Source organism: Desulfatitalea tepidiphila, assembly GCF_001293685.1.
Lineage (GTDB): Bacteria > Desulfobacterota > Desulfobacteria > Desulfobacterales > Desulfosarcinaceae > Desulfatitalea > Desulfatitalea tepidiphila.
Genome location: NZ_BCAG01000006.1, coordinates 189,760 through 213,019, shown reverse-complemented (window position 1 = coordinate 213,019; position 23,260 = coordinate 189,760). Strand labels below are relative to the sequence as shown.

26 protein-coding genes are annotated in these 23,260 nt (G+C 60.8%); 16 read left to right on the top strand and 10 right to left on the bottom strand.

Annotation, left to right across the window (positions count from 1 at the left end; genetic code table 11):
- Positions 1-9 precede the first annotated feature (9 nt).
- From DFT_RS20895 to DFT_RS20885, 3 genes are all read right to left on the bottom strand, one after another.
- Positions 10-750: a lysophospholipid acyltransferase family protein gene (locus DFT_RS20895; RefSeq protein WP_054033178.1), complete on the bottom strand. Its 741-nt coding sequence runs from the start codon at positions 748-750 to the stop codon at positions 10-12.
- Positions 751-873: 123 nt separating this feature from the next.
- Positions 874-1,614 carry an epoxyqueuosine reductase gene (locus tag DFT_RS20890; protein ID WP_054033177.1) on the bottom strand — a complete coding sequence of 247 codons (741 nt, stop codon included), beginning with the start codon at positions 1,612-1,614 and terminating at the stop codon, positions 874-876.
- A 47-nt stretch (positions 1,615-1,661) separates the two neighbouring features.
- Positions 1,662-2,099 carry a MarR family winged helix-turn-helix transcriptional regulator gene (locus tag DFT_RS20885; protein ID WP_054033176.1) on the bottom strand — a complete coding sequence of 146 codons (438 nt, stop codon included), beginning with the start codon at positions 2,097-2,099 and terminating at the stop codon, positions 1,662-1,664.
- 195 nt (positions 2,100-2,294) lie between these two features.
- Here DFT_RS20885 and DFT_RS20880 point away from each other — a divergent pair, with 195 nt between their 5' ends.
- On the top strand, positions 2,295-3,197 hold the full coding sequence (locus DFT_RS20880; protein ID WP_054033175.1) for a haloalkane dehalogenase: 903 nt from the start codon (positions 2,295-2,297) through the stop codon (positions 3,195-3,197).
- On the opposite strand, the gene DFT_RS20875 is transcribed toward DFT_RS20880, so the two are convergent.
- Both DFT_RS20875 and parA read right to left on the bottom strand, forming a co-directional pair.
- A complete protein-coding gene (locus DFT_RS20875; protein WP_054033174.1) occupies positions 3,184-3,639 on the bottom strand; it encodes a hypothetical protein in 456 nt (151 codons plus the stop codon). The two genes, DFT_RS20880 and DFT_RS20875, sit on opposite strands and share 14 nt — an antisense overlap.
- Positions 3,640-3,730: 91 nt before the next feature.
- On the bottom strand, positions 3,731-4,483 hold the full coding sequence (gene parA, locus DFT_RS20870) for a ParA family partition ATPase (RefSeq protein WP_054033173.1): 753 nt from the start codon (positions 4,481-4,483) through the stop codon (positions 3,731-3,733).
- A 734-nt stretch (positions 4,484-5,217) separates the two neighbouring features.
- Between parA and DFT_RS20865 the strand changes: the two genes are divergently transcribed.
- From DFT_RS20865 to DFT_RS20800, 15 genes are all read left to right on the top strand, one after another.
- Positions 5,218-5,757 (top strand): SH3 domain-containing protein, encoded by a 540-nt coding sequence (locus DFT_RS20865; protein WP_054033172.1) that lies wholly within the window; start codon positions 5,218-5,220, stop codon positions 5,755-5,757.
- A gap of 61 nt (positions 5,758-5,818) precedes the next feature.
- Positions 5,819-6,841: an aldo/keto reductase gene (locus DFT_RS20860; RefSeq protein ID WP_054033171.1), complete on the top strand. Its 1,023-nt coding sequence runs from the start codon at positions 5,819-5,821 to the stop codon at positions 6,839-6,841.
- Between the two features lie 32 nt (positions 6,842-6,873).
- Positions 6,874-7,362 carry a hypothetical protein gene (locus tag DFT_RS20855; protein ID WP_054033170.1) on the top strand — a complete coding sequence of 163 codons (489 nt, stop codon included), beginning with the start codon at positions 6,874-6,876 and terminating at the stop codon, positions 7,360-7,362.
- A gap of 75 nt (positions 7,363-7,437) precedes the next feature.
- Positions 7,438-7,593 carry a hypothetical protein gene (locus tag DFT_RS26365; RefSeq protein WP_161807220.1) on the top strand — a complete coding sequence of 52 codons (156 nt, stop codon included), beginning with the start codon at positions 7,438-7,440 and terminating at the stop codon, positions 7,591-7,593.
- A gap of 31 nt (positions 7,594-7,624) precedes the next feature.
- Positions 7,625-8,905, top strand: a complete 1,281-nt coding sequence (locus DFT_RS20850; RefSeq protein ID WP_054033169.1) for a B12-binding domain-containing radical SAM protein — start codon at positions 7,625-7,627, stop codon at positions 8,903-8,905.
- 170 nt (positions 8,906-9,075) lie between these two features.
- The gene (locus tag DFT_RS20845; RefSeq protein ID WP_054033168.1) at positions 9,076-9,927 is read left to right on the top strand and encodes a CheR family methyltransferase; all 852 of its coding nucleotides are present in this window, start codon (positions 9,076-9,078) and stop codon (positions 9,925-9,927) included.
- 126 nt (positions 9,928-10,053) lie between these two features.
- A complete protein-coding gene (locus tag DFT_RS20840; protein WP_054033167.1) occupies positions 10,054-10,695 on the top strand; it encodes a DapH/DapD/GlmU-related protein in 642 nt (213 codons plus the stop codon).
- Positions 10,679-11,191 (top strand): phosphonate C-P lyase system protein PhnG, encoded by a 513-nt coding sequence (locus DFT_RS20835; protein WP_054033166.1) that lies wholly within the window; start codon positions 10,679-10,681, stop codon positions 11,189-11,191. Before DFT_RS20840 ends, DFT_RS20835 begins: the two co-directional genes overlap by 17 nt.
- Positions 11,192-11,205: 14 nt before the next feature.
- A complete protein-coding gene (phnH, locus tag DFT_RS20830) occupies positions 11,206-11,796 on the top strand; it encodes a phosphonate C-P lyase system protein PhnH (RefSeq protein WP_161807219.1) in 591 nt (196 codons plus the stop codon).
- Between the two features lie 4 nt (positions 11,797-11,800).
- A complete protein-coding gene (locus DFT_RS20825; RefSeq protein WP_054033164.1) occupies positions 11,801-12,904 on the top strand; it encodes a carbon-phosphorus lyase complex subunit PhnI in 1,104 nt (367 codons plus the stop codon).
- Positions 12,901-13,818 carry an alpha-D-ribose 1-methylphosphonate 5-phosphate C-P-lyase PhnJ gene (locus tag DFT_RS20820; protein WP_305791197.1) on the top strand — a complete coding sequence of 306 codons (918 nt, stop codon included), beginning with the start codon at positions 12,901-12,903 and terminating at the stop codon, positions 13,816-13,818. Before DFT_RS20825 ends, DFT_RS20820 begins: the two co-directional genes overlap by 4 nt.
- A gap of 17 nt (positions 13,819-13,835) precedes the next feature.
- A complete protein-coding gene (locus DFT_RS20815; protein ID WP_054033163.1) occupies positions 13,836-14,699 on the top strand; it encodes an ATP-binding cassette domain-containing protein in 864 nt (287 codons plus the stop codon).
- Between the two features lie 18 nt (positions 14,700-14,717).
- Positions 14,718-15,410, top strand: coding sequence for a phosphonate C-P lyase system protein PhnL (locus DFT_RS20810; protein WP_054033162.1), 693 nt, complete (start codon positions 14,718-14,720; stop codon positions 15,408-15,410).
- On the top strand, positions 15,407-16,591 hold the full coding sequence (gene phnM / locus DFT_RS20805) for a phosphonate metabolism protein PhnM (protein ID WP_054033161.1): 1,185 nt from the start codon (positions 15,407-15,409) through the stop codon (positions 16,589-16,591). The genes DFT_RS20810 and phnM overlap by 4 nt, the downstream gene beginning before the upstream one ends.
- A gap of 14 nt (positions 16,592-16,605) precedes the next feature.
- Positions 16,606-17,463: an inositol monophosphatase family protein gene (locus DFT_RS20800; RefSeq protein ID WP_054033160.1), complete on the top strand. Its 858-nt coding sequence runs from the start codon at positions 16,606-16,608 to the stop codon at positions 17,461-17,463.
- Positions 17,464-17,481: 18 nt separating this feature from the next.
- Here the strand turns inward: DFT_RS20800 and phnE are convergent, their stop codons facing one another.
- From phnE to DFT_RS20775, 5 genes are all read right to left on the bottom strand, one after another.
- Complete coding sequence (gene phnE / locus DFT_RS20795; protein ID WP_054034073.1) at positions 17,482-18,279, bottom strand: phosphonate ABC transporter, permease protein PhnE; 798 nt, start codon at positions 18,277-18,279, stop codon at positions 17,482-17,484.
- Positions 18,280-18,385: 106 nt separating this feature from the next.
- Positions 18,386-19,399, bottom strand: coding sequence for a phosphonate ABC transporter substrate-binding protein (gene phnD / locus DFT_RS20790; RefSeq protein WP_054033159.1), 1,014 nt, complete (start codon positions 19,397-19,399; stop codon positions 18,386-18,388).
- A 91-nt stretch (positions 19,400-19,490) separates the two neighbouring features.
- Complete coding sequence (gene phnC, locus DFT_RS20785; RefSeq protein ID WP_054033158.1) at positions 19,491-20,336, bottom strand: phosphonate ABC transporter ATP-binding protein; 846 nt, start codon at positions 20,334-20,336, stop codon at positions 19,491-19,493.
- 149 nt (positions 20,337-20,485) lie between these two features.
- Positions 20,486-21,259, bottom strand: coding sequence for an amidohydrolase family protein (locus DFT_RS20780; protein ID WP_054033157.1), 774 nt, complete (start codon positions 21,257-21,259; stop codon positions 20,486-20,488).
- Entirely contained in the window at positions 21,256-23,211 is a 1,956-nt protein-coding gene (locus DFT_RS20775; protein ID WP_054033156.1) for a B12-binding domain-containing radical SAM protein, read from the bottom strand. Before DFT_RS20775 ends, DFT_RS20780 begins: the two co-directional genes overlap by 4 nt.
- Between the last annotated feature and the right edge of the window lie 49 nt (positions 23,212-23,260).

Sequence of the window (23,260 nt, the reverse complement as noted above, 5' to 3'; positions counted from 1 at the left end):
AAACAGGTGTTATGCGGCCAGGGGGCCGCTGTCCACATGGGCGGCGATCCGCCCACGGACCATTTCGGCGGTCTCCTCCACGCTCAGATCGGCAAAAGCGGCGTAAGGGATCTCCTCGATCACCTCGATGCGAAAGCGATGGTGGCCGTGAAAATTCAGGCTGGCCTTGGGCAGGGCGTCTTTGGTGCCGTTGATGGCGATGGCCAGGATGGGCAGCCGCATCTGGTGGGCCAGGATGAAGGCCCCGGGTTTGAAAGGTTTCAGCTCGCCGGTCCGGGAGCGGGTGCCTTCCGGGAAAAAGTAGACCGACGAGCCCTGGGCGAGGGCGCGCTCGCAGTCGGCCATCATTCGGCGCCGGCTCTCCTGTTCTCCGCGCACGATTTTGATGTAGCGGTTGAGCCGCATGTTCCAGCCGATGAAGGGCACCCGGAACATCTCCACCTTGGAAACCCACTTGAAGTGAAAGAAAAGGCGGAAGGCCACGAGGATATCGAGCCCCGACTGGTGGTTGGAGACGACCACGTAGGTGGCTTCTTTGCGGATCTTTTCGCGGCCCGCGGCCGTGACCGACCAGGCCGGCATGGCCCACAGATAAATACAGGCCCAGAACGAGGTGAACTGGTGCAGCCAGACGAGTCGTCGGTCGAAGGGCGCCGTGAAGAGCCAGATGAGCAGCGCGACGACGAACAAAACAGCCGAGGAGATCCCCATGAAGGCGAGAAACAGCAGGGCAACGATGCGGTTGATCATGTCAGGTCGTTTCCACGGATCATCATACAGTCAAGTTCCATGATAGTGGGTATCGGCCCTTTTAAGAATAGTTTGAATTTTACGCAAACGAAATTTCAGCCGCTGTCAGGTGTCACAGATCGCTTAGCGATTGTTCGGGCAGACCTTCATACACTCATCGCAGTCGAGCCAATAATCATAACCGGCCGTGTTGATCACACGTTCAAGGTGTTTGCGGGCGTTGTCGCCCTTGAGCGCCAGGGGGTAGATGGCATGTTTGATGGTGTGGGCGAGGCAGGTCATCTTTTGAAATTGGCCATCTGGCGCGAAGGCACCGGCCGGGCATCGCTGCTGGCAGGCGCGACAGTGCGCCGGGCAGGGGTCTTTGTCGATCAACGGGTCGCCGGACAGTTCGGCGCTGGTGACCACCGCGGCCAGGCGAAGTCGCGAGCCATGGGTCGGATGGTACATCTGGCCGCTGCGGCCGAAGGCGCCCAGTCCGGCACGCACCGCCGCATGCTTGAGCGAGATCAGGCCCCACGGCTCATATCCCTGGAAAACCATGGGGGCATAACTGGGCACCATCATCGCATGATGCCGGCCCTGGGATTCGATGAAGTTGCTCAGTCCGAGGGCTATTTCATCGAGCTGCCGGTAGACGGTGTGGTAGGAGCGGTGCAGGCCGTACAGATTGTAGTCCGGCGAAGTAAAGATACCGCGTGGTACAGGTGTGCCGAAGACGATGACGGTCCGGGCGCCCCTGCAAACCGTGGCCGGATGATGTTTTTCGGGTGCGTCGTCAAAGCGGTCCACCGGCGCGAAACCGATCGCTGCGACACGGCCGTCTAAGTGATCGATAATTGTTTGCTTCAGGTGTTGGGGCATATTCTCTCCTTTGTTATCCAGATCCTTGCCGCGATGCCTTTTTCCTGTCACGATGCATTTGCCGGCGCCGGGGAAACCGTGCGCACGGCCCGCAGCATGCGGCGCAATTCGTCCTGCTCTTCGGGGCTGAGGGTCGCCAGAAAGGTTTGGTTGGCCCGATCGAGTCGCTCCTGAATCCGGGGCACCATGTCGCGGCCATCGAACGTCAGGCAGACCTGGATAGCCCGCCGATCCTTGGGGTGCGGCCGTCTTTCGATCAAACCGGATGCTTCGAGGCGGTCCAGAACGCCGGTCAAGGTGGCGCTGTCCAGCCCGCTGCGTTCGCTCAGCTCCTTTGAGGTGACACTGTCCTGATGCCCCAGGAAGTTGAGTACCATGGCCTGCACAGCGGTGATGTTCATGTCGGTCAGGCAGTTGTTCCAGTAGCGAGTGCCGGCCTGGTTGGCCCTGGCGAGCATGAAAAAGATACACTCTTCGACGTTCATCTGTGTGTAAATCCCTTGTTTTGTCTTGTATACAAATTATTCGTAGACAAGCTACATCGGTGGGTGCTATGCCGTCAAGCAAAACCTATGAGGCGCTCGGTCTGGATGTTGCCCGATTCAAACCGGAAATCAATGCATTCCTTTTGGTGAAGGCCACTGGACCGCTGCATTCGAACAAGAGAAAGGAAGAGTGACATGCAAGTACTGCGCACGCCGGATGACCGTTTTGTCGATTTGCCGGGTTTCGATTTCAGGCCCCATTACCTGCACGTGCCGGATGGCGAAGGGAGTGAGCTGCGCGTGCATTATATAGATGAAGGCCAGGATTCGGCTCCTCCGATTCTCTTGCTGCATGGGGAACCATCCTGGTGTTACCTGTATCGAAAGATGATAGGGCCGATCGTCGATGCGGGTTTCCGGGCCGTGGCACCGGATCTGGTCGGCTTCGGCCGCTCGGACAAACCCGCCTCGCAGAAGGACTATACCTATCAACGCCACGTGGATTGGATGCGGGCGGTCTTAGATCAATTGGATTTGACGCGAATCACGCTGGTTTGTCAGGATTGGGGCGGCTTGATCGGTCTACGGCTGTTGGCCGATCAACCCGAGCGCTTTGACCGTGTGGTGGTGGCCAACACCGGCCTGCCCACGGGCGATCATCCCATGTCGGACGCCTTTCTGGCCTGGCGCGAATACTCCCGAACCATTCCCGAATTTCACGTCGGCGGCATCGTCAGAGGGGCCTGTGTGACCCCCCTTTCCAATGCGGTGGTCGCCGCTTACGACGCACCCTTCCCCGACGACACCTACAAAGCCGGCGCCCGCATCTTTCCGTCCCTGGTGCCCATTGCACCGGATGATCCGGCCGCCCAGGCCAACCGCGACGCTTGGCAGGCCCTGGCGCGTTTCCAAAAGCCTTTTCTGACGGCTTTCAGCGACGAAGACCCGATCACCCGGGGTGGCGAGATGGTGTTTCGCAAAATGGTTCCCGGTGCCCGGCACTGCCCCCATACCACCATCAAAGGCGGTGGCCATTTTCTGCAGGAGGACCAGGGCGGGCAATTGGCCCGGGTGGTCATCGACTTCATGCGGATGTAGGCGCAACCTTGCCCCATGGGTAGGGGGTCGATTGTTCGGGCCGGGAATCGGTCGCGTCGGTTTGTCCGTTCGTTTTGGGTTCGAGCTCCGGCTTGTTCTGGCCGCTGTCGGACGCCTGAACCGTATGAAATTCCTTCTGCGGGTCGAGTCGCAATTCCGATGGGGCCTGGGGTACCTTGAGCTGGTATGGCAGCTTGATCGTGATCAGATCCGATTCGTTGCCCACTTCGTCGATGGCCGCGATACCCAATTCGATGGGGCCGTTGATGTCGGCCAGGGCCTTCACGTCGTCGGGCAGCACGACCTCGGTGACGTTGCCCAACTTGACGAAGTTGGCGTCATAATCGACACCCTCGCCTTCGGTCCAGTAGAGCTTGTAGCCGACCACCTGAGGCGATGGGGATTTGTTCCAGCTCAATTTGCGTTTTTTTATCTTGGCCACGTTTCACCTCCTGTCATGCGTTGCCGGACCCATGGGGCCGTGACATCGGTCCGAGCCATCATCGTTCTGCCGATCAATGGCGCTTAAGGGATCAGGCCAGTGAATCCCGCCACTCCGGCGGCATATAGGACTGTTCGTCGAAAGACTGCATCACTTCCGATTCTTCTTCTTCCAGGGATGCAGCGGGATAGAGATCTTCTTTGGCGACGGTCCATACCCGGGAAGACATGTCGAGCACCTCGTCGCACAAGGCTTCGATCTCTTCCGCCGCTTTACTGCCGGATGCGAACTGGGTCACCGAGACCCCGTGTTTCATGGCATCGACGTAGGCCACGCGCTGGCCCAGTTCACTGTTCAGCGCATTGACGCCGAAGACCTCCAGCTCATCGTGAATGTCGCGTGCCACGCGGGTGCCGGGAATTTTTTTGGTCACCAGGAAATGAACCTTCAGTTGGGGATTTTGTTCCTGAGCCGCCTTGACCATTTCCAATGTGCCCTGGCAGGACCAGATGTCCAGGGAGCTCGGGCTGACCGGAATGATGGCCGTGTCGGATAGCGCCAGAATGCTCCGGGTCCGACCGCTTTTTCCAGGCGGTGAATCGATGAGCAGGAAATCGCAGCTGTCCGAGAGGATTTCGAACTCTTCCTCGAGAATCGTGTCCGGCAGATCGAAGAGCTCGAACGCCCGGTTGTCCTCAACCGCCTGCCACCGGGTCGCGCTGCCCTGTGGATCGGCATCGACCAGTACGACGCTGAAATTCCGCCGCGCCAGGCTGGCGGCCAGATTGATTGCCGTGGTCGTTTTTCCGACACCGCCCTTTTGGTTGACAAAACTGATAATCATCCGCGGTCATCCTCCTGTTCTTTAGGGTTTCTGATCCATTGGAACCAATTGCCATATGCCGCACTATCTAAGGTAATTTTTGGAGGCAGGGGGTGTGCCGATGCCATTTTCCCGACCAAACCAAACCGGTCAAGTCGTCATCGCACGCTTAAAAAAACACGGGCCGTTACCATCGTTTTCCGGCCGCGTATCACTTGGATCTGCTTTACGTGCATAAGATATGAAAGTCAAGACACAACCACATGATATTGTCAGATTTAGAGCCTCTCAGACTACATGTAGTATCTATTCCCGGTTGGCATCGGGGTTCACGCCAGTTCTATCCGACTGGGATTCACCTTGGAGGGCGTGTATTGCAGAACTTGTTGGATAGAAAAATCGCATCGAAACGGCTTGGCAGGCGTGGGTGGGGCAGGTGGCCGGGGCCACGTGACCGCTTGGCGTGTGGCATCGGCCACCTGCCCCACCCACGCCGGGTTTAATGAATCGGATTCAGTCAGCATCGCTGAAGGGCCCACCCTTGCTTGCTAAAACAGTATGGTTGTATTAGTTTTGTTTTTATAAAGGACAGGCGGATCCACCATCCCCCATTCATCCCGCAGCCATTTTTTTACGCAATCCCCGCCTGTCAAGCGTTAACCGGCCTTTCGAGCGATAGAAGGCCGGTGGCGAAACACATGGCCATATTCATGACCACGTACATGAAGAGCCAAACAGACCGATCAGGAGGGGTTATGAAAAAGTTAATTGCATTCCTGGTTGTTGTCGGTTTTTTATTTTCAATCGCTGCCCCCATGGCGGTGGCCGACCGCAGGGGCCATTACCGGCCCGGATACGGTCACCATGTTCACCACCACAGCCATGTTCGGGTATATCACGCTTCACCCGATCATTTCTGGCTGGGTCTCGGTTTCGGCGTGCTGACCGGCGCCATGGCATCCAGCCTTTATTACTACAGCCCGCCGCCTCAGCGGGTCGTTTATTATGAGCCCCGGACCGTTGTGGTTCCACATTCCCCGGTGGTGGTGCCGCCCGTTCGCCACCGTTTCGGGGAGGCGCCCGAAGCGCTTTACGGCCAAGTGGCGGTGACGGCGGCCGAGCTCAATATGCGCAGTCAGCCGGACAGCGAGAGTGCTGTCACCGGCAGGGTTCGCAAGGGCGAGGTGCTGGATGTCATCGAGAGCATTCCGCAATGGTTTTATGTCCGCACGCCGGCCGGTCGATACGGGTGGGTGATGGATCGATACACCGAGCCGTCGCAACCCGTGGGTTAAGGCGCGCCCATCCAAAAATGACCCCTTCGCCTGTTGGTGGACGGTTACTGAGGAGGAAACGATGGAGTATGTGAGTTTGGGCCGCACCGGCCTTCAAGTGTCGCGCATCTGTCTGGGCATGATGACCTATGGCAGCTCCAAATGGCGTGAGTGGGTGCTCGACGAAGCCGACGCCCGGCCGATCTTCAAACGCGCCGTGGAGTTGGGAATCAACTTTTTCGATACGGCCGACATGTATTCCGGCGGCGCGTCAGAAGAACTGACCGGCAAGTTCGTGCGCGAATTCACCCGCAGGGACGAAGTAGTGGTCGCCACCAAGGTCTTTTTTCCGGTGGATCTGGCCTTTGCCGGCGGTTTTGGAAAGACGGCCCAGCGGTCGCCCAACACCAGCGGCTTGTCGCGCAAACGGATTTTCGCCGCGCTGGATGCATCGCTCAAACGGCTGGGACTCGACCATATCGACCTCTACCAGATCCACCGCTGGGACAACGCCACCCCCATCGAAGAGACCATGGAGACATTGCACGATGTGGTCAGGTCGGGCAAGGTGCGCTACATCGGTGCGTCGAGCATGTGGGCCTGGCAGTTCGCCAAGGCCCAATATGTTGCCCGCAGTCTCGGCTGGACCGAGTTCGTCTCCATGCAGAACCATTACAACCTGCTCTACAGGGAAGAAGAGCGCGAAATGATCCCCCTTTGCCGGGACATGGGAGTGGCCCTGATTCCCTGGAGCCCCCTGGCCAGGGGCTTCCTGGTCGGGAATCGCACCGCCCAGGACAGCACCGAAGGCCGCACCACGCGGGCCAGGACCGATGCGTTCGCCCAACAGCTCTACTACCGTGAGCACGATTTCGCCCTGGTCGCGCGTCTGACCGAGCTGGCGGCCGAGCGCAAGGAGAGCAATGCGCGCCTGGCCTATGCCTGGCTCCTGCACCAGCCCGGGGTGACCGCGCCCATCGTGGGCGCCAGCAAGGTTGCCCACATCGAAGACGCCGTGGCCGCGACCGAGGTGAAACTCGGGCCGGACGAGTTGGAGCGCCTCCAGGCGCCTTATGTGCCCCATCCGGTTCTGGGCCACTCCTGATCTTGGACCCTCTACAGAGAAAGTAATTTGCCATGTTCGCATGCCAGAAGGCCGACGGCCGAGTGTTGATTGCCATTCTATGTTTGATCGCGCTCGCGGGATGCTATCCCAAAGGCGTGGGACCGTCTGGTTCGGACGGCAGGCCGCTCACATGGCCCGAAATGAACCTCGTGCAGCGTCAGGCGCACATGCGTGACGTGGTGGTGCCGCGGGCTGGCGCCGTCTTTCGCGACTGGCGCCCCGAGCGCTTCGCCCGGATCGATTGCCGGCTTTGCCATGGCAACGCGGAAAATACCGGCAATTTCCGTATGCCCACCGACCACTTGCCACGGCTCAGCGGGGCGCTGCTGCTGGGGCCGGAGCGAGCGAAATTTCCCGAAACCACGCAACTCAAGCTCGACCGCCTGGTGCCGGAGATGGCCGACGCCCTCGGCGTGAAGTCCTTCAGCCTGGTTACCCGAAGGGGATTTGGATGCTATTCCTGCCACTTGGGACCCGACGGCCCCATGTTCGGCAACTGAGCCATGCCGGGCCGAGCCGTTTTGCCGCCCGCTACTCACGCCTGCGTCAACGCCCCTATTAATTGGAGGTACGCCATGTCGCTTAAGACGCAAATTCTGCTCTATCTTGTGGTGCTTGCAGTTTTCGATACGATTATCCCTGTTCCGATCACCGCCCTTATCGGGATCTACGTCTGGTTTCAAAAGCCGCAATGGTTCCGGGCATGGGTGGATGAAATTTTTCGCTCTTGAACCCTGTGGAACCCTGGAATGGAGATAGGCCGTGCGCGTCTTGATGATCGCTGACAATACCGAATCGATCAACATGCCGGTTCTGCCCCTCGGCATGGCGTGCGTGGCCAGGGCCGCCGAAGAGGCGGGGCACGAGGTGGCGACACTCAATCTCATGCGCGCAGAAGACCTTCAGCAATCCCTGGTGCCTTTGCTCGCATCGTTTCGGCCCCATGTCATCGGCCTTTCCATTCGCAATATCGACGACCAGGTCTCCCAAGGCACCCGGTTTTTTCTCGAACCGGTCAAGGCGATCGTCGACCGCTGCCGCCGGTATTCCAATGCGATGATCGTTCTGGGAGGGGCGGGCTACAGCATCTTCCCCACCCAGGTGCTGGCCTATCTCGGGGTCGACATGGGCATCCAGGGCGAAGGCGAAGCCTCCTTTGTCATGCTGCTGGAGCGATTGGCCCGCCATGACAACCTCTCGGACATCCCGGGCCTGCACTGCGCGAGTCGTGCCATCTCAAATCCACCGGCCGTCGAGGGTCATATCGATCGATTTCGTCTGCCCGATCCTGATCCGCGGTTTTTTTCCCCTGGGAGCGCCGCCCAGGAGCCGATCTGGATGCCGTTTCAGACCCGTCGCGGTTGTCCCCTGGATTGCATCTACTGCTCCACCGCCGCCATTGAGGGCCGGCGGATCCGCAAGCGGGGCATCGATGAGGTGATCGTTTCCCTGGAAAAGTTCGCGTCGGCTGGCTACGATCATTTTTACTTCGTGGACAATACGTTCAATCTGCCGGTAAGCTATGCACGACGGCTCTGCGAGGCGATCGTTGCCTCGGGGCTGAACATCCGCTGGCGTTGCATCCTGTATCCCTGGAAGGTGGAAAAATCACTCGTGCGGGCGATGGCCGCGGCCGGTTGCGTTGAGGTCAGCCTCGGCTTCGAATCGGGATCGGACACCCTCCTCGAAAAGATGAACAAGCGCTTCCGCACCGCGGATGTGCGGCGTATTGCCGACTTGCTCGGAGAGGCGGGCGTCCGGCGCATGGGGTTTTTACTCCTCGGGCTTCCAGGGGATACCCAAACCACAATTCGACAAAGTTTGGAGTTTGCAGATTCCTTAAACCTGGAAATGGTCAAGGTGACCATCGGCGCGCGCATCTACCCGAATACCGCCCTGGCGAGCTACGCGGTGCGAACCGGCTATCTGTCTGAAGTGGATTCGCTTTTGTTCCCCCGATTTTACCTCGAGAAAGGCATGGACGCCTGGATCAGGGGAACCCTTGCCGCATGGATCCAGGAGCGCCCCAACTGGGTGTGTTAGGGCAGCTCAGCTCGATTCCGTCCTCAAGATAGAGCTTCGCGCCGCTGGCCGAGGCCATCGGATAAGAGGTTGAAATATGCTTGAGTCCTTTATGCGATGGATATTGCCTTTGAAGCCATTGCGCGTACAAATTTGCCTTTCGAACAGCTCTGCCATCCAGGAAGGGCCACATGTTGAGCGATCAAGAATTTCGGCAGCTGTTAGATGACCTGGATCGCCCTTGGGCCGGCTTTCGAAAAGTGCGCAAAGGGGTTAAGAAGCGGGTGCGGCGCCACATGGAACAGTTGGGGTGCTTTCGAATAGAAGACTATATAGAACACATTCACAGAAATCCATACGCACGCGCCGAATGCGAGCGGTGCCTGATGGTGACCATCAGCCGTTTTTTTCGCGATCGGCGGCTTTGGGATTACCTCCAACACCATGTACTGCCCACACTGATAGATCGATATCAAGATGGTTTGGCCGCCTGGTCGGCAGGGTGTGCAAGCGGCGAAGAACCGTATTCGCTGGCCATGATTTATAAAGAGGCGGCGGCATCGTTTCGATTCGCCGCACCCCTTCGCATCCTGGCCACCGATGCCGAAGACGCCGGTCTGCTGCGCGCCGCCGCCGGTGTGTATCCTGCGAGCAGTTTGAGAGAGATCCCCGAACATTTGAAGACCCGGTATTTTCTCAAAGTGCGCAACGGGCGGCACTGGCGCATCGATCCCGGCCTGCGGGAAGACATCACGTGGCAGGTGCATCATTTGCTGGAAGCGCCACCCCAGGGCCCCTTTCATTTGATTTTTCTACGCAACAATCTGCTGACCTATTACCAGGGAGCAGTAATGGAGGACGCTTTGGCACATATTGCGGTAAGCCTGGTCCCTGACGGCGTCCTGATCCTGGGGTCTCACGAACGGCTGCCCACCAATGACCTTGCATTCATACGGAGTCCCGCTTGCCCTTGGGTGTATTTTAGAAACAAGCATAGGCAGCAATGCAACAACCTTAGCGCTTTCAACGATTATCGCGATTGATTCGATAGACTTCTCCTATCCTTCGCCCAACCTTTGATCGCCCTTTCCATTTTCTAACCCAACGCTAATCTCTTTCTAACCGTTCCGGCCGATAGTCCCCGCATGATGACCATTCGGAGCGGGGCTATGGCGGAAACTTACAGCGTTCGGGACTCCTATGGCACGGCCGCCGATCCGTCACCCCGGATTCATGCCTCGGCGGAGGTGACGGCCTCGGTGATCGGCCAATACACCGACATCGGTCCGGGCTGGACGGTGTTGGAATCCTGCGTGGGCGATTACAGCTATCTGGCCGGCAACGACGGCACCCTCATCTATACCGACGTAGGTAAATTTTGTTCGATCGCCTCCCATGTGTGCATCAACCCGGGCAACCACCCCATGCAGCGGGTCACCCAGCATCATTGCACCTACCGCCGCCGGCGTTATGGCTTTGCGCCTACGGACGACGAAGCAGTCTTTCAATGGCGCCGGCAGAGCAGATGCCGCGTCGGTCACGACGTATGGATCGGCGCCGGTGCAAAGGTGATGGCCGGCGTCACCATCGAAACCGGGGCCGTGGTGGGCGCCGGCGCGGTGGTGACCAGGGACGTGGCGCCGTACCAGGTGGTGGCGGGTGTGCCGGCAAGATGGGTCAGGATGCGTTTTGCACCCGACATCGTCGACCGATTGCTGCGCATCGCCTGGTGGGATTGGGACCGCGCCGCCCTGGAACAGTGTTTCGACCACTTGTCGGATGTGGAGAAATTTCTTGAAATATACGGATAGTGAAGATCGACGGACACCGCCAAACGGCGGAGAGAGCATCAAAAGCCGTCTGCTCAGGGTCATCGGGTCGGCGGTTAGCGGCCAGGTCGCGGCGCTGCTCGACGGCCTGTGGGCGTCGGGCCGTTTTGTCGTTCAAAGGGAGCCGCGTTGCGGACTGATCATGTGCACCGTGCGTGACCCCTTCGACACCCCCTTTCATCTGGGAGAGGTGCTGGTCAGCCAGGCGGAAGTCCGGTGTGACAGGCAGCCGGGCTGTGGCGTGGTCTGCGGCGATGCGCCGGAGCAGGCGCTGCTGCTGGCGGCGGTGGAGGCGGCCGAGCTGCTTGGTTGCGCCGAGATGCTCGCTCCTGTCGCTGATGCCGTCAGGCGTCTCGAACAGACAAAGGCAGACCATGCGGCGCGGCTATCCCGGTTGGCCGCCGCCACCCGGGTGCGATTCGACTCCATGAAGAAAGAGCGTGTGGATTTCGATTCCCTGGGCGAATCGTGCGAGTGAGGAATGGAATGGGCATGCTTCAGCGTACGTGTCAGAAGAATTATCGCATCCTGCTCGACGCCATGAGCCGTCCCGGCCGGGTGGCGCGACTGGCGGGGATTGCCGAAGAGACGCCGTTTGCCTCGGCCCTGGCCATCGGCCGTTGTCTGCTGGACCACGAGGTGAGCCTCTGTGCCATCGGAAACGACAGTGCCCCAGCGCTCCAATCCGCGCTGGTCCAGGCCACCGGGGCGGCGACCGGGCCCTCGGAAAGAGCCGATTTTCTCTTTATCGTCGGTGACCGCTGCAACGGGGCCGTCGAACACGCCAAACGCGGCCGGCCGGAATCTCCGGAGGAGGGTGCCACCCTGGTCTATTGTCTGGAAGACGAGCGTAAAAATAGGGCGCCGGCGTCGGTTTCCCAGCGCCTGAGGATTCGGCTGTCCGGACCGGGTATCGCCGGGACTGCGGGGATCATGCCGGAAATGGCCGGAATCCCTCAAACGGAATACGAGATATTGATGAACGTCAATGCCGACTATCCTTTGGGCGTGGATACCTTTTTCGTCCGGCCCGATGGTGGGGTGATGGCGCTGCCGCGCTCAACGCGCATCCAGGTGAGGTGACGACATGGGGTATGTGGCCGTCAAGGGCGGTGCCGCCGCCATCGAAAATGCCGAACAGTTCAGCATGATCCGCCGGGCCGGCGGCGCCTCCGAACTGCTGAAACCCGATCAGATCCGCGAGCAGCTTCATTTCGCGGTGGATCGGGTGATGAGCGAGGGATCGCTCTACGCACCGGAGCTGGCGGCCCTGGCTTTCAAGCAGGCGGCCGGCGATTCCCTGGAAGCCGCATTTATTCTGCGCTCCTATCGCACCACGCTGCCGCGCCTGGGATACGGCGCACCCATGAACACCGACGGCATGCGCCCGATCCGCCGCATTTCAGCGGCCTTCAAGGACATCCCGGGCGGGCAGCTTCTCGGCCCCACACCGGATTACACGCTTCGGCTGCTGGATTTCGACCTGAAGGACGAATCGCCGGACCATACCCGCCGCATGATGGCCCGCCTGTTCAAGGATACCGAGTTGGTCGACCCGCTGCCCGAACGCTTTCCCAAGGTCGTCGACATGCTCCGAAGGGAAGGGCTGCTGGTACCCCGTCCATCGGCTGGCGGAAAAGACGATCGACTCGTGGACATCACCCGTCAGGCGCTCACCTTTCCGGCGCCGAGAAGCGCTCAGTTGCAGACCCTGGCGCGAGGCGAAACGGGCGGCATGCTGGCCCTGGCCTACTCCAACATGCGGGGCTACGGCTCGGTGCATCCGGTCATCGGCGAACTGCGGGTGGGTTATCTGCCGTTGCGATATTGCAATCACGTGACCGGCGAGGTGGAGACGATCGGCGACATGCTGGTGACCGAAGCCGAAGTCATTTCACGCATCGGGGAAACGGATGGCCCCGCGCGATTCAGCCTGGGTTACGGCTTGTGCTTCGGCCATAACGAGACCAAGGCCATCGCCATGGCCGTCCTGGATCGGGCCGTCGCCACCGGCGAGCCGGCCACGCCGTCCGAGGACCAGGAGTTCGTTCTGACCCATGTGGACGGCATCGAGTCCATGGGGTTCTGCAACCATTACAAGCTGCCTCATTATGTCACCTTCCAGTCGGAGCTGGACCGGCTGCGCAACATTCAGGCCGGTCAGGCAAAAGGAGAGGAGATCCGTTCATGACATCCGGTCTGCCATCAGAAGCGATGCCGCCGTTGACGGACTGGCGCGACGCCATGCCTTCGACTCGCCATCGCTATTCCTATGCCTTTCTCGACGAGGGTGCCAAGCGCGAAATTCGCCGCAAGATGCTCAAAGCCGTGGCCATACCGGGTTGCCAGGTCGATTTCGGGTCCCGGGAGATGCCCATCGCCAGGGGCTGGGGGACCGGCGGGCTGCAGCTGACCCTGGCGCTCATCGGACCGGACGACGTGCTCAAGGTGATCGATCAGGGCGCGGACGACAGCGTCAATGCGGTCAACATCAAGAAATTCGTCCAGCGGGTCACCGATGTGCCCCTGACCACCGATACCGCCGCCGCCACCCTGATCCAGACCCGCCACCGCATTCCCGAGTCGCCATTGGGTCCGCATCAGCTCCTGGTGTTTCAGGTGCCGATTCCCGAGCCGTTGCGCCTGGTGGAGCCGTCCGAACGCAGGACCCGCAGGATGCACGCCGAAGCGGATTACAGCCGCATGTGGCTCTACCTTTACGAAGATATCGTCAAGTTCAAGGAGATCACGGTGGGGGCACGCTATCCGGTGATCGTCAACCGGCGCTACCTCATGGACCCCAGTCCCATTCCGCGCTGGGATGTGCCCAAACTCAACCGGGGCGAGGCCCTGTTTCTCTTCTGTGCCGGACGGGAAAAGCGCATCTACGCCATTCCGCCGCACACGGAAGTGACGCCCCTTTCCTTCGAAGACTTTGCTTTCCGGGTCGAGGATTTCCATGGCCGCCGCTGCGAACGCTGCGGCGCGCGCCATTCATTTCTGGATGAAGTCGTGGACGACGAGAGCGGCCGGCGAACCTATACGTGCTCGGATACGGCGTTTTGCGATCAGAGACGCAGGGAAAACCGCCACGGATCTCGATAGTCCGAGGAGAAAACCAATTGAAACCTATCCTTCGCGTCCGTGAGCTGACCAAACGATACGGCCCTGGTTGCCCGGATTGCTTCGACCTCACCGGCGCCGACCGGGGGACCAATCAGTGTCCCCGTTGCAAGTCGATCCTGGCCTGCCGCCAGGTTTCATTCGATCTCTTCCCCAACGAAGTGCTGGGCGTGGTCGGCGAGAGCGGCTCCGGTAAAAGTACGGTGGTGCGGCTGCTTCACTTCGATTTCGAGCCCACCGCGGGCCGGTTTTATCTCGATCTGAAGGCGGGTCAACAGAGCGGCAGCGCGCTGGCGATCGATCCGGACCAGGATCTTTTTGCGCTCAGCGCGTTTCACCGGCGCCGCATTCGCAACGAGCGCATGGGCATTGTCTATCAGAATGCCCGCATGGGCTTGCATCTGAAGGTGAGCGCCGGCGGCAACATCGCCGAGCGCCTGTTGATGGCCGGCTGGCGGCATGTAGGGCGCATGCAGTCCCGGGCGGCGCAATTGCTCGAACAGACCGAGGTGCCGGTGCGCCGCATGAGCGAGCCGCCGCGGAACTTTTCCGGCGGCATGCAGCAACGCGTGCAGATCGCCAAGGCACTCTCCACCCAACCGGCCGTATTGTTGCTCGACGAGGTGACCACGGGCCTGGACGTGTCGGTGCAGGCCCGGGTGCTCGATTTGATCCGCTCCCTGCAGCAGGAATTGGGCGTGGCGACCATCGTGGTCTCCCACGATCTGGGGGTCATCCGGCTGCTGACGTCGCGCACCATCGTCATGCGCCACGGGTGCATCGTCGAGGCCGGGCTTTCCGACCAGATCCTCGAAGACCCCCAGCATCCATATACCCAACTGCTGGTGAATTCCGTCCTCTAACCCAGAACGTTCAGAGCCATGCTGACTGTAGAGAATCTCGAAAAACGCTTTGTCTCCCACGTGCTCGACGGCAAGCAGATCGTCGGCTTCAGCCCCATTTCGTTTACGGTTTCCAATGGCACGGCCATGGGGCTTTCCGGCCCCAGCGGCTATGGCAAGAGCTCGGTGCTCAAATGCATCTACCGCACCTACCTGGCCAGTTCGGGGCGCATTACCTATGACTCCGAAATTTTTGGCCGGATCCATCTCACCGAGCTGCCGGAAAATCAGATCCTGGCCCTGCGTCGCCGGGAGATGGGGTACGTCACCCAGTTTCTGTCGGTACTGCCGCGGGTGCCCGTCCTCGACCTGGTGGCCGAACCGCTGGTCAATGCGGGCGTCGATCGATCCGAAGCGCGAAGAGCGGCCGGTGACCTGCTGCAGCGGCTCAGAATCGATGCCCGGTTGCACGATGCCTATCCGGCCACCTTCAGCGGCGGAGAAAAACAGCGGGTCAACCTGGCGCGGGCCGTGATCCGTCCTCCCCGGCTGCTGCTGCTCGACGAGCCCACGGCGTCCCTCGACGCAGAGGCCATGGGGGTCGTCCTCGAACTGCTCGTGGAGATGAAGCAAAAGGGCACCACCATGATCGCCATTTTTCACGACCGCTCCATCATGGATCGTCTGATGGACGACATCTACCATATGCCGGAGAAGGAAACCCACTCATGAGCACCGCACATGTCACTCCCCCAGATATGATCATCCGCAATGTACGGGTCGTTACGCCGGACGATATACTTCCCGATGCAGCCGTCGCCGTTACCCAGGGAATCATTTGTGACATCACCACCCGGCCCGGCCCGATATCCGGCGGTATCGATATTGACGGGCAGGGATGCCTGCTGATGCCGGGGTTTATCGACATCCACAGCGACGTCATCGAAACCGCCATCCAGCCGCGGCCGGGCGGGCGATTTCCCATCGACGTGGCGCTCCACGAGTTGGACAAGCAATTGGTGGCCTGCGGCGTCACCGCCATCTTCCATTGTCTTTGCTTTCTCAGCAACGATGAGCGTCCGCCCTTTCGCAATGCGGAGATGACCGATTTTCTGATTCATCATCTCCAGGGGCGGAAAGATGAATTCCGCACGCGCACCTATGTGCATGCCCGCTATGAGATCACCAACGACGAAGGCTTTGCGCCGATCGAAAAACTCATTCGCGATCGGCTGATCCATCTCTTCTCCATCATGGATCATACGCCCGGTCAGGGGCAGTTTACCGATGTGGGGCATTTTCGGGCCTACTACGCAAAGGCGCGCGGGTTGTCCGCCGATCATGTGGATCGACTGATCGAGCGGCGCCTCGAGGCCAGCGGCCGGGTCGATTGGGCCGGACTGGCGCATCTGGCCGCCATTTGCCGGGACAATGCCATCTGCATGGCCAGCCATGACGACGACTCCAGCGAAAAGGTGGCCGCCGTGAGCCGGCTGGGGGTGACGCTTTCGGAGTTTCCCGTCAATTTGGAAGCGGCCCGGGCCGCCCGCCGGCACGGCATGATGATCTCCCTGGGGTCGCCTAACGTGCTGCGCGGTGCTTCGTTGACCGGCAACCTTTCCGGTCGCGACGCCATCGGCGCAGGGCTGGGCGACATCCTGTGCTCGGACTACGCCCCCATGTCCCTGTTGCATGCCGCCTTGCAGCTTTTCCAGGAGAAGATCCTCGATTTGCCTTCGGCCGTGCGGATGATCAGTTTAAATCCCGCTCGCGCCGCGGGTCTTGGAGAGTTTACCGGCTCCATCGAGACCGGAAAGGCCGCCGATTTCGTGATGGTGGACGACCGGGGAAGAGTCGCCGACGTGGTGAGAACCTTCGTGGGCGGCCGGGAAGTGTATCGCACGGGGAATTGAAAGGGGGCAACGGAATGAATCCGACATCTCAACTCGTCTGCGACGCGGCACCGCCAGCTGATTTCGTGGATCGCCTGGTGGCCACCGCATCTGCCGCAGCCCATAACGCCGGCAAGATTCAGATCCAGGCGTTCCGCAATTTGAAAGACGGCTGCACCCGCTTGCTGCATGACATCAAGGTCGAAACCGACCGCCGTTGCGAAACCGTCATCGTCGAGACCCTTCGAAACGCATACCCTGACCATGCGATCCTCACCGAGGAGAGCGGCCTCCTGCCGGGCTGCGGTGAATACGCCTGGATCGTCGACCCGCTGGACGGTACGGTGAACTTCTGGCACGGGATTCCCTTTTTTTGCGTGTCCATCGCCTGTTATCATAACGGCGTGCAAGGAACAGCGGACGGCGTAAGCGAAGGCCTGCCGATCGGCAGACCGGTCGCCGGTGTCGTGTTTCTTCCGATGGCGGCGGAGATGTTCGTCGGTATGGCGGGGCGGGGAGCCTTCTTGAATGGTCGTCCGATCGGCGTCTGCCGCGCGGCCCGCACCAGCGACCTGGTCGTTTCGGTCAGTTTCGGCAAGACGCCCGAAGCCATGCAGCGTATGACCCGCAGGCTCGAAGGCCTGCTGCCCCAGGTGCGCAAGGCGCGCTGCCTGGGCGCGGCTGCGGCGGAGTTGGCCTATGCGGCGGCCGGATTTCTGGGCGGGGTGATTTACGAAGGGCTGAAGCCATGGGACTTTGCAGCGGCCCGGATACTTCTGGAGGAGGCCGGCGGATTCATGGAAGCCGTTGAAATCCTGCCGGGCCATTACCGGGTATGGGCCGGGGGGCCGGCCGTTCGGCCCTCCCTGGAAACGCTCATGTCAATAGGGTAAGGCGCAGCAAGTCTGGTTTTAGATAAATTTTTTGCGCACATAGGTCGAGGCCAGATCGAGCAGGCTCACCACGACCACCAGGATGAGCAGCATGGCGGCCGTGGCCCCGTAGTTGAAGCTGCGGATCGCGTCCCACAGCAGCATGCCGATGCCGCCGGCCCCGACCATGCCCACCACGCTGGCCGAGCGGACATTGGATTCGAAGCGATAGAGCGAGTAGGAGATCCACAGCGGCACCACTTGGGGGATGATGCCGTAGGCGATCTCCTGCATCTTGTTGGCACCCGTGGCGCGGATGCCCTCCACGGGCTGGGGATCGATGGCCTCCACCGCTTCGGAAAAGAGTTTGGCCAGGGTCCCCAGGGTGTGCATGAACAGGGCCAGCACCCCTGCAAACGGCCCGAGCCCCACCGCGCTGATGAAGAGCATGGCAAAGATCATCTCGTTGATCGACCGGAAGGCGTCCATCAGGCGCCGCACCGGTTGATAGATCCACACCGGCGCCACGTTGGTGGCCGAAAGCAGCCCGAAGGGCACGGCGCCGGCCACGGCCAGCAGACTGCCCCATATGGCGATCTGGATGGTCACGGCCGTATGGTGCAGGTACTGGCGCCATTCGGTAAAATCGGGCTTGAGGAACCCGGAGAGGTAGGCCGCCATGTTGCCCCGGTAGGTCAGCAGATCCAGGGGCCGCATTTCAGCCCCCTGCCATGCCCACGCCAGGATCATGGCAAAGACCAGCCAGGCCAGCAACTTCAGTAGCTTTCGGCCCAATGGCATGTCCGGTATGTCTAAAGCGTCGCCGAGGGGGGTCATGATGGTCTCACCGGGAATCGAAGGCGGGGGATTGTTGAAAATCGCCCCCCGCCATGGGTTGTCCTGATGGGTGTTCTTCCTGAATCCGGCCATTTGCGGACGATCGCTAATTGAACTTGTCGATCAGCTTGCCATAGGCCTGAAGTTCGCCCAATTGCTTGTCGATTTCCGCCACTTTGGTCGCCTTGGCCTCTGCGGCGATGGCGTCGTTGTTCTGGATCTTCATTCTATCCTTGGCGTAGTTGATCTCCATGATGGGCAGCAGTTGATGATTGGAGGAGTCCTGGAACGGGGCCCATCCGGAGCTCATCCCCTTGAGCACGGCCAGTTCTTTACCCTTGTTCGCACCGATGCGGCCATAGGCCAGGAAAAAGCCTTTGATTTTGCTTTTCCACTCTTTGGGCAGATCTTTGCGCCACACCATGGGGTCGCTGGGAATCAGGGGGCTTTTCCATACGATGCGCACGTTTTTGATCATCTCCGGGTGGGCCTTGGAGAATTTGTCCCAGTTTTCGGTGTTGTTGGTGGCGAAATCCACCTGTTTGTTGGCCACGGCCATCAGGTTGGTTTCATGGTTGGCGTTGCGCACCAGCTTGAAGTGCTTTGCCGGATCGATCCCGTTCTGCCCCCAGATGTAATAGGTGGGGATGAGATAGCCAGACGTGCTGTTGGGATCGCCGTTGCCGAAGGTGAGCGTTTTGCCGTTCTGGATGATGTCGTCGATGCTGTTGAATGGACTGTCTTTGTGAACCACGATGAGCGACCAGTAGCCCGGGTTTCCGGATATATCGACGGTTTGGGCGAAGACTTCTCCGTCGGCGCGGTTGACCGCCTCGATGGCCGATTTGTTGCCGAACCAGGCGATCTGCACCTTGTTGAATCGCATGGCCTCGATCACCCCGGCATAGTCGGGCGCCATGAACAGTTTGACCGGTATGCCCAGGGCCTTTTCCATATCCGCCCGGAACGGCTCGAAGCCTTTCATGGCCGAGGATGACGATTCGGTGGGAATGATGCCGATGGTGAGTTCTTTGAGCTCTTCTTCCGCCGAAGCCGCGCCGGCCCAAAAAAAGACTGCGGCGATCAGCCCCAGGATCAACGCGTGGACTATTTTTTTCATGTGATTTCTCCTTTTTCCAGCTTTTTTGATGGGTTTCGTTTTATAAGAAGGCGAACGCTTTGAGCCGGATCATCCCGATCCTGCGGGAGGGTCAAATCCCGGCGGCAAAGGCGACCCGTCGACCCCCCAACCCCCTGCTCAAGGGCGTGGTGCCGTCGAGATCGACATCGGTGGACTTCAAACCATAGATATTGCGCAGGGCCGTGGGCGTGAGCGCTTCGCTGGGACCGTCGAACACCACCCTGCCGTCCTTCATGGCAATGGACCGCGGGCAGTATTGCAGCGCGAATTGGACCTGGTGAAGGCTGACCAGCACGGTTACGCCATCGTTGTGGTTCAAGGCCGTGAGACACTCCATCACCATGCGCGCCGATTCGGGATCGAGGGATGCGATGGGCTCGTCGGCCAGGATGATGCGGGCCCGTTGCTCGACCGCCCGGGCGATCGCGGCCCGCTGCTGCTGACCGCCCGAAAGGGTGCTGGCCCGCTGGGCGGCATACTCGGCCAGCCCCACGCAGTTCAGGGCATGCATGGCACGCCGCTTTTCGTCCCGGGTGAACCAGCCCGCCAGACTGCGCCAGGTGTTGACCCTGGGCAGCATGCCGACCATGACATTGGTCAGCAGGGGCAGCCGGCCCACCAGATTGAACTGCTGGAAGATGAAGCCGACTTGCGAGCGGATGCGCCGGATGTCGGCCGACACGGCGCCCCTGGCTTGGACCTGACGGCCGAAAATGCGAATCTCGCCGGAATCGCGGTCCCCGGTCAGCAGGCCTGAGATATGGCGCAGCAGGGTCGATTTGCCCGATCCGGAAGGTCCGATGAGCGCCACCATTTCGCCGGCCGAAATGCGCAGGCTGACTGTGTCCAGCGCCCTGCGTCTGCCGAATGTCTTGTTCAGGGTCGCAATCTCGATGGCGGTCCTCTCTGCGGTCATGGCACGCTCCTTTCGAAAGACGATGCTCGATCTCGTTTATCGATCCATATCGATACATGGAATGGATAGACCGGATGCTAAAGGCCGCATGTCAGCATTGGATTAGGATTGGATGTGTTTTGTGTGTGGCGCAGAGAGGGGCAGGGGGGTTAACGATGGTCGACTGCCGCCTGCAGGCGCTTGAAATTTCCGCCCAGGATGGCCGTTTCAACCTGGTCATCCAGGTTCAGGCTGCGGATTTTGTGCAGTTCCTCGGCCGGCTCGCCGAACGGGAAGTCGGACCCGAACATCAGCCGTCGATGGCCGTAGCGCTGGAGGTATTCGCGAATTTCGGCGCGGGAGGCCAGCGCCGTATCGGCCCACACGTGGTCCAGGTCCCAGAGGCCTGCGGCGGATATGGCGCGGAAGCCGCCGTTGAGTCCGCCCAGATGGGGAATGATCACCCGGATCCCCTGGGCCAGGCCGCCGATGAAGCGTACGGTGTGCTCGAGCTCTTCTTCCAATACCACCGGCAGACGGCGGCGGCGGATTTCGTCCAGGGCCGCAAGGCAGCGCGGATCGTCATAGTGGTACTTCGGTTCGCCGGGGTGCCGGTGCCATTTGATGCCGCGATGGCCCGGCGTGAGCTGCTCCACCGCAAAGTCATTCCAGATGAAAAAGTAGGGGAAGACGGACAGGCCGGCCGGGTTCAAAGAGAGCAGGTGGGTGTTGCTCTGCCGACGACGCGCCTGCCAGGCCGGCGTGTCGGCGAAATGGGCGTCGTAGCGGTCGTAGATCTCGTAGACCGGAGAAAAAAAGGCCACGCCATGAATGCCGGTGCCGTCGATGTGGCGTTCATAGTCCTCGCACGATTGGGGCCAGCTTTTGTCCAGCACGCCGCAATGGGCGTGGGCGTCGATGATGGGGGGAAAGTCTGGATTCATCTGGACACGCTCCTTGGATGGTTTGCCGATGGGGCCGATGTCGAGTCCATGCGCCCGACCGGGTCGAGAATGTTCGCCGCCCACTCGTCATGGGCGGTTTGCAGCAGCCAGCGATGCTGAAGGACCAGATGGGCGAAGGCGATCCGGGGCAGGCCGTCCGCCAGGGGGGCAAACCGGTCCTGCCACTGCACCAGCGCCTCCTGGGGAAGGGCCGTATCGATCAGCACCCCGTCAACGGCCAGCAGGTCGTCCAGCGCCGCCCGCGTGGGCAAATTCCCGTGGCGCCACCAGAACACCTGGCGCTCCATCTCTCCGGTTTGGCGCACCTGGCGATCTTCGTTGACGATGGTGAAGATTACCGCCCGGTTGCCGGGCCGGTCATATAGAAACCGCTCTTCGAGGTCCAGGACATGGGGGCGCTTGAGCCGCACGGCGGAGAGCAGGCGGTTACGGTCGGGTCTGTGCGGGGGCGATAGAAATACGACCTCGAAAGGGGTGAAGGGATTGGCGGCGCTCAGGGCCGTGATCACCCGGCCTAGGGCTGCCGCGTCCGTGAATTTCGGATCCACGAAGAGCTGGTAGGGATGGCTCAGCCTCGGTGCGACGGCCTGGAGTTCCTGGGAGGTGCGGGGGCCGGTGAGGTAGAGTTTGGTGTAGATCTCCTGTTCTCCGATGCGGGCCGTCACATCCCGCGGCGCGGCCTCTTGGTGCAGGCGCCAGGCGATGTTCAGGTCCGCAAAGGGATAGAAGGCGGCGTCCAGTTTCACTTCGGCATAGTCTATGGCCGCGAGCATCTCTTCGTGCGAGAAAGTGGGCGTGTCCCATACCGTGTAGGGCGGTGCGGGCGTAAAACGGAGCCCCAGGCTTCGGCTTTGGGCGCGGAATTCGGTGCCCGGCAGCAGGGAGAGGGGAAAGAGCTGGACATCGTCGGCCAGATCGTTGTCCACCAAAAAATCCACCGACCGCCTGAATCCGGCCGGATCGTCGCCAGGCAGGCCCAGGATCAGGTCGATCTGGGGAACGATGCCGCGCGCCTTGAGCAGGTGGGCGCCGGCGGCAAGGCGCGCCAGGTCGGTACGGCGGTTCATGGCGGCCAGGGCCTTGGGGTTGGTCGACTGCAGGCCGATTTCAAACCGGAGAAAACCGACGGTCTGGAACAGGTCGGCCAGGGCCCGGTCGATGGATTCGGCCCGAATCTCGCTCACGAAACCCATGCGCCGGTCCCGGTTGTGCATCGCGAGCCGTTTCAAAAAGGTGTTGAACCTGGGACGGGCGCTCAGACAAGGGTCGAGCAGATAGATTTCGCCGATGCCTTGCGACCCGGCCCAGTCGACGGCATCGAATACATGTGCTTCCGAGGCGAACGTCAATCCGCTGCGGGCCTTGTTGTAGTAGCAGTAGCGGCAGCGATAGGGGCATCCGCGCTGGGTCTCGAGGAGGATGACGTTGCTCAGCCCGGGTTCGAGCAGGCCGGCCAGGTAGGGGCTGGGCAGGGATTCGAAGCCTGTGTCGGCCGGGGCCGAGGCCGAACCGAGGGACCAGAACGCCGGATCGCCGATCAGCCGCTCGAAGACGATTTCGCCTTCGCCATACACCCGGAAATCGATGGGCGCGCCGAGCAACCGGGGGTTGTCCGGGGTGATTTCCGGGCCGCCGAAAACGATGCGCGCCGCGCTGAGCCGTTTGAGCTGTTTGGCCATGTGCAGGGAACGGTCCAGGTTCCAGCAATAGACCGTGAAGCCCACGATGTCCGGCGTTTCGGTCAGGACCAGGTCGACCAGGGCGGCGTCGCCCAGGTAGGAGACGATGCTTTCAGGCAGGATCCGGACCTGCGCAGCGGCCGCAGCCGGGAGGGATGCCTTCAGCCAGGCGGCGGCCAGCGGGGTGTTGCCGGTCTGCCGGCCGAAATTGGTCTGAGGCACGGGCAGTTGGAGCAATACGACCTTGTTCATCGATGATGCGACCATTTTCCGGGATGCGATGGGGTTCCGGACCGGCTGC

What these genes read in the sequence shown, in the direction of transcription:
- DFT_RS20895 (WP_054033178.1), bottom strand. Translation starts at nt 750, where the DNA reads ATGATCAACCGCATCGTTGCCCTGCTGTTTCTCGCCTTCATGGGGATC.
- DFT_RS20890 (WP_054033177.1), bottom strand. Translation starts at nt 1,614, where the DNA reads ATGCCCCAACACCTGAAGCAAACAATTATCGATCACTTAGACGGCCGT.
- DFT_RS20885 (WP_054033176.1), bottom strand. Translation starts at nt 2,099, where the DNA reads ATGAACGTCGAAGAGTGTATCTTTTTCATGCTCGCCAGGGCCAACCAG.
- DFT_RS20880 (WP_054033175.1), top strand. Translation starts at nt 2,295, where the DNA reads ATGCAAGTACTGCGCACGCCGGATGACCGTTTTGTCGATTTGCCGGGT.
- parA (WP_054033173.1), bottom strand. Translation starts at nt 4,483, where the DNA reads ATGATTATCAGTTTTGTCAACCAAAAGGGCGGTGTCGGAAAAACGACC.
- DFT_RS20865 (WP_054033172.1), top strand. Translation starts at nt 5,218, where the DNA reads ATGAAAAAGTTAATTGCATTCCTGGTTGTTGTCGGTTTTTTATTTTCA.
- DFT_RS20860 (WP_054033171.1), top strand. Translation starts at nt 5,819, where the DNA reads ATGGAGTATGTGAGTTTGGGCCGCACCGGCCTTCAAGTGTCGCGCATC.
- DFT_RS20855 (WP_054033170.1), top strand. Translation starts at nt 6,874, where the DNA reads ATGTTCGCATGCCAGAAGGCCGACGGCCGAGTGTTGATTGCCATTCTA.
- DFT_RS26365 (WP_161807220.1), top strand. Translation starts at nt 7,438, where the DNA reads ATGTCGCTTAAGACGCAAATTCTGCTCTATCTTGTGGTGCTTGCAGTT.
- DFT_RS20845 (WP_054033168.1), top strand. Translation starts at nt 9,076, where the DNA reads ATGTTGAGCGATCAAGAATTTCGGCAGCTGTTAGATGACCTGGATCGC.
- DFT_RS20840 (WP_054033167.1), top strand. Translation starts at nt 10,054, where the DNA reads ATGGCGGAAACTTACAGCGTTCGGGACTCCTATGGCACGGCCGCCGAT.
- phnH (WP_161807219.1), top strand. Translation starts at nt 11,206, where the DNA reads ATGCTTCAGCGTACGTGTCAGAAGAATTATCGCATCCTGCTCGACGCC.
- DFT_RS20825 (WP_054033164.1), top strand. Translation starts at nt 11,801, where the DNA reads ATGGGGTATGTGGCCGTCAAGGGCGGTGCCGCCGCCATCGAAAATGCC.
- DFT_RS20820 (WP_305791197.1), top strand. Translation starts at nt 12,901, where the DNA reads ATGACATCCGGTCTGCCATCAGAAGCGATGCCGCCGTTGACGGACTGG.
- DFT_RS20810 (WP_054033162.1), top strand. Translation starts at nt 14,718, where the DNA reads ATGCTGACTGTAGAGAATCTCGAAAAACGCTTTGTCTCCCACGTGCTC.
- phnM (WP_054033161.1), top strand. Translation starts at nt 15,407, where the DNA reads ATGAGCACCGCACATGTCACTCCCCCAGATATGATCATCCGCAATGTA.
- DFT_RS20800 (WP_054033160.1), top strand. Translation starts at nt 16,606, where the DNA reads ATGAATCCGACATCTCAACTCGTCTGCGACGCGGCACCGCCAGCTGAT.
- phnE (WP_054034073.1), bottom strand. Translation starts at nt 18,279, where the DNA reads ATGACCCCCCTCGGCGACGCTTTAGACATACCGGACATGCCATTGGGC.
- phnD (WP_054033159.1), bottom strand. Translation starts at nt 19,399, where the DNA reads ATGAAAAAAATAGTCCACGCGTTGATCCTGGGGCTGATCGCCGCAGTC.
- phnC (WP_054033158.1), bottom strand. Translation starts at nt 20,336, where the DNA reads ATGACCGCAGAGAGGACCGCCATCGAGATTGCGACCCTGAACAAGACA.
- DFT_RS20780 (WP_054033157.1), bottom strand. Translation starts at nt 21,259, where the DNA reads ATGAATCCAGACTTTCCCCCCATCATCGACGCCCACGCCCATTGCGGC.
- DFT_RS20775 (WP_054033156.1), bottom strand. Translation starts at nt 23,211, where the DNA reads ATGAACAAGGTCGTATTGCTCCAACTGCCCGTGCCTCAGACCAATTTC.